At 76.8% G+C, this 4,422-nt stretch carries 4 protein-coding genes; all 4 read right to left on the minus strand.

Annotated elements, in window-relative coordinates; all coding sequences use genetic code 11:
- A partial coding sequence (locus tag E2C05_RS29130; protein ID WP_205083164.1) for a hypothetical protein occupies window positions 1-950 on the minus strand: 950 nt, incomplete at its 3' end.
- On the minus strand, window positions 947-2,215 hold the full coding sequence (locus tag E2C05_RS29135) for a glycosyltransferase family 4 protein (protein WP_133223124.1): 1,269 nt from the start codon (window positions 2,213-2,215) through the stop codon (window positions 947-949). The genes E2C05_RS29135 and E2C05_RS29130, both read right to left, overlap by 4 nt.
- A 14-nt stretch (window positions 2,216-2,229) precedes the next feature.
- Window positions 2,230-3,033: a class I SAM-dependent methyltransferase gene (locus E2C05_RS29140; RefSeq protein WP_133223125.1), complete on the minus strand. Its 804-nt coding sequence runs from the start codon at window positions 3,031-3,033 to the stop codon at window positions 2,230-2,232.
- Window positions 3,030-4,422 (minus strand): glycosyltransferase family 2 protein (locus tag E2C05_RS29145; protein WP_133223126.1); only part of this gene is annotated, 1,393 nt, incomplete at its 5' end. The genes E2C05_RS29140 and E2C05_RS29145, both read right to left, overlap by 4 nt.

The raw sequence follows: 4,422 nt of genomic DNA on the forward strand, positions 1-4,422 counted from the left end.
GCCTCCGCGCCCGCCAGCCGCGGCTGCAGGTCGCGCAGCGCCGCGCCGGTCGCGGCGGGGTCCAGCCGCAGCGGCCGGTCCACCAGGCGGCGGCGGCGCAGCCGCGTGCCGGCGACGAACACCAGGTCCTCGAGCCGGATGTCCCCCGGCGACTCGACGAGCTGGACCAGGCCGGTGGCGGGGGCGCCGATATCCGGGCGGTCGAAGCGCAGCGCCTGGGCCGGCAGGCGGCGCGATGCGGCGGGCAGCAGCGCCTCCAACCCCTCCAGCGCCGCCTCGTCGCCCCAGCCCTGCAGCAGCAGCAGGCCGGGCGCGGCGCCCAGCACCTCGGTCGCGCCGTCCTCCTCGGCGGCGGCGGCGCAGAACGCTTCCAGCACCGCCCGCAGCGGTGCGGCCGCGGCCGGCGCCGCCGCGGCGGCGAGGTCGGCCAGGAACAGCGCGATGGCGCCGGCATGGGAGGTGGCGCGGGCCGCCAGCGCCTGGGCCAGGCCGGCGGGGTCCAGGGTATCCGCCGCCCAGGCGGTCAGCCGCCGCGGCGGCAGGTCGCCGGCCAGCATCTCCAGCACGCCGGCCCCCGGCGCCAGCCCGCCCGGCACCTGCAGCGCGGCGAGGAACCAGCAGCCGCCTTCGGCCCGCGGCCATGCGGTGAGGCGGTAGGCGCCCGGCGCCTGCCCCGGCGGCGCGATCCGGCCGCGTCGCGGCAGGCGGCCGGTGTGCCAGCCCAGCAGCAGGCCGGCGCCGCGGCCGAGCAGCATCCCGGCGACCGGGCCGCCCTGCGCCAGGTCGGGCGGGATGCGGGCATCGGCTGCGCCGCGCGCGTCGGCAGCGATGGGCGCGCTCCGCGCATCGCCCCTGTCGGCCGCGCTGCGCGCGGGATCCGTCGTGGGCGCGCTCCGCGCGGGATCCGAGTTGGGCGCGCTCCGCGCGCCGGGCATCCGGATCACGCTCATGCCGCCCTCCGCGCCCGCGCTGCGCGGCGGCCGAGCAGGCCTTCATAGAGCGCCAGGTGGTCCCGCGCCGCGTCCTCGGGCGTCGGCGGCGGGCGGATGCCGGCCACCAGGCGCTGCCACAGGCCGGGCTCCTCCGCGGCGCGGCGCAGCATGGCGGCCAGCGCCGCCGGGTCGTCGGGCGGCACATGCAGCCCGTCCACGCCGTCCCGCACCGCCTCCGCCATGCCGCCGATGCCGCTGGTGATGACCGGGCGGCGATGCAGGAAGGCTTCCTGGATCACCAGCGGTGCATTCTCCCACCAGACCGAGGGCACGACGACCCAGTCGGCGGCGGCGATGCGGGCGGCGATCTCCTCGCGCGCATAGGCGCCGTGGTGCCGGGCATCCGGCGCCGCGGCGAGGCGGGCGGCGAATTCGCCGAGGAAGGCCTCGGTCTGGAAGGCGGTGCCGCCATGCAGGGCGAGGCCGTGATCCACGCCCTGCTGCGACAGCAGCGCCGAGGCGCCGAGCGCGACCAGCGCCCCCTTGCTGGGCGAGATATGGCCAAAATAGGCGAAGCGGTCGCGCCGGCCGCCGGCCGGCAGGGCGCGGTGCGGCGCCGGGTCGGCCGGCGGCAGGCCGTTCGGCAGCACGGCGATGGAGTCGGGCGGCAGGCCCCAGGCGACATGCCTCTCCCGCAGCACATGGCTGGGCGAGACGAAGCGGTCCACCAGCCGGTACATGCCGCGGATATGCAGCTCCCGCAGGCGGAACTCGGTGGCGCTGCGCTCCGGCTGGCAACGCCGGCAGGCATCGACCGAGGCGGCGCGGCAGAGCCGGCCATCGGTCGTCCGCATCAGGCCTTCATTGGCGCAGATGGCGTAGTAGTCGTGCAGGGTCAGCACGATGCGCGCCGCCGGATGCGCGTCGCGGATCGCCTGCAGCGCCTCCACCCCGTGCAGCAGCGGGTGGTGCATATGGACGATGTCCGGCCGGAGATCGGCGAGCAGGCCGCGGAATTCCTGGCCGACGCCGTAGAGGTCGGTCTGCGAGACGAAGAAGCGGTCGAAGGCCTCGGTCCGCATCAGCAGCTCGTCCGGCGCCTCGCCGATCGCCTGGAAGGGCGTGCCGGGGCTGGCCGGGCGGTGCAGGCCGCTGACGCCGGCCAGGAACAGCCCCTCCACCCGCGGCTGCCGGCGCAGCGCGCGGAACAGGGCGAGGGAGGCGACCTCGGTGCCGCCCGCCTGCAGGTCGGGATGGCCGTGGCAGAGAAAGAGAAGGCGCATGCGCGGGCGGATCCTCAGGCGGGCTCGAAGACGCAGATGTCCTGGAAGCCGGTGCCGCCCTCGCGCCCGGACCAGGTGCCATAGGCGGCCGGCCGCCGCCGCCGCAGCCCGGCGCCGAGCAGGGTGCCGAGCAGCAGGTCCTCCTCGAAGGCGATGGCGGCGAGCGGGGCGTCCGGATGCGCGACCAGCACCGGGTCGTCCGGCCGGTCGGGGAAGGGCAGCGCGGCGCGGCCGGCGGCGATGCCCGCGCGCGCTGGGCGGTTCAGCAGGAAGGCGGTGGCGAAGCAGCGGCCGCCCGGCGCCAGCACGCGGCGGATCTCGGCGCCGTAGCGGGCGATGGCCGGCAGGTCGAGATGAGTCAGAACCGAGACCAGCAGCACCATGTCCATGCTGGCATCGGCGAAGGGCAGCGCCAGCGCCTCGGCCGCCAGCGCGCCGCCCGGGTTGTAGAGCGGATGCGCGATGTCGAGCCGGTGGAAGCGGAAGCCCGGATAGGCCGGCGTGATGACATCCGCGCACCAGCCGATGGCCGCGGCGTCGACATCGACGCCGTCATAGGACGCATCCCCGGCCAGGTACTGCGTCAGCGGCACCGCCATGCGGCCGGGGCCGCAGCCGATGTCGAGCACGCGGTCCTGCGGGCGCAGCCCGGCGCGCGCGACGAAATGCCGCAGGAACTCGGCGCCGATGGCGCAGTAGTCGCCATCCCCGCAGGAGAGGAGATGCGGCGGCGGCACCGGCAGGAAGCGGTTGCGGGCAAGCTGGCCGCAGAGCAGGCCGAGCGCCGGGTCGTCCGCCACATGCAACGCCGCGCTCATGCCGCCGCCTCCGGCGCGAAGCGGCGCATCAGCGCGGCGATGGCGCCGTCCCAGCGCGCATGGTGCAGCCCGCGGTTGTACTGGCCCGCCAGCGTCCGCGCATGGCCGGCATGCAGCCCGATCGAGCGCCGCTCGAAATGCCAGAGCTCGGCCTCGGGCTGGTAGGCGATGCCGGCGCCGGCCGCGCGCAGCTTCAGGCAGAGATCGCTGTCCTCGTAGTCGCCGAGGATGTAGTCCTCGGTGAAGCCGCCCACCGCCTCGAACAGCGTGCGCTTCACCATCAGCGCCGCGCCGGTCACCCCCGGCACCGGGCGGGCGCGCTGCGCCGCCGGCCAGTGGCGCGGGAAGCCCTTGTGGTAGTGGCGGTTCAGCCAGCGGCCTTCGGCGTCGCGGTCGAAATAGAGGCCGGCATGCTGGATGGAGCCGTCGTCGAACAGCAGCTTCGGCCCGGCCGCGCCGGCGCCGCGCGCCGCGGCCGCGCTGGCCAGCAGGCCCAGCCAGCCCGGCCGGTCCGGGATGACGTCGCTGTTCAGCAGCAGCAGCAGCCGGCCGCGTGCCAGCCCGGCGCCCAGGTTGTTGGCGGCGGCATAGCCGAGGTTGCGCGGCGGCACGACCAGTGTCAGCGGCAGCCCGTGCATCAGCTGGATGCCGCGCAGCAGGTGCTCGACTTCGGCCGCCTGTTCCGGGCTGTCCAGCACCAGGATGGTCTCGGCCCGGCGCCATTCCGGGTCGGCGGCGAAGGCGGCCAGCTGCACCCGCAGGAAACCGAGGTTGCGGTAGAGCGGGACGATGACGGAGACGCGCGGCGATGCCGGCGCGGAGCCGAGCCGCCGCACCACCGGCCGGCGCGGCAGGGCCAGGTGCGCGGCATGCAGCCGCGCCGCGGCCGGGGCCAGGCACTGCTCGAACATCGCCTCGGTCAGCGCTTCGCCGCGCACCGAGGCAAGGACGAGGTCGCGCGCCTGGCCGGGCGCGAGATGGCGCAGCGCCGGGGTCAGCCGCACCGTCCCGCCGCCCGCCAGGTGCAGCACCAGGTCCGGCTGCGGCCCGCCGGGATGCTCGGGCAGGTGCGCGACGAAGCCTTCCGCCCCCTCCCCCGGCGCATGCGCCGCGCGGGCGAAGCGCGGGCCGAGTTCCCGCCGCGGGAAGCGGAAGAGCGCCGCGTCCGGCAGCAGGACCGGCGCCTCCCCCGGCCGGCCGAGCGACAGGGCGGTGACCAGCCCATGCGGGTCGCGCAGCCAGCCGCGCAGGAACAGCCCGCCCCGGGTGTCGGGGATGGCGAGGTCGAGCGCGCCGGTGACGGCGGCGCCGAGGCTGGGACGGCTGCGCGGCCGCGGCGGCGCCAGGCAGGCGGCGGTGCGCAGCAGGGCGGCGACCGCCGGTTCCGCC

The organism is Paracraurococcus ruber (assembly GCF_004353985.1).
GTDB classification, from domain to species: domain Bacteria; phylum Pseudomonadota; class Alphaproteobacteria; order Acetobacterales; family Acetobacteraceae; genus Paracraurococcus; species Paracraurococcus ruber.

What these genes read in the sequence shown, in the direction of transcription:
- E2C05_RS29135 (WP_133223124.1), bottom strand. Translation starts at nt 2,215, where the DNA reads ATGCGCCTTCTCTTTCTCTGCCACGGCCATCCCGACCTGCAGGCGGGC.
- E2C05_RS29140 (WP_133223125.1), bottom strand. Translation starts at nt 3,033, where the DNA reads ATGAGCGCGGCGTTGCATGTGGCGGACGACCCGGCGCTCGGCCTGCTC.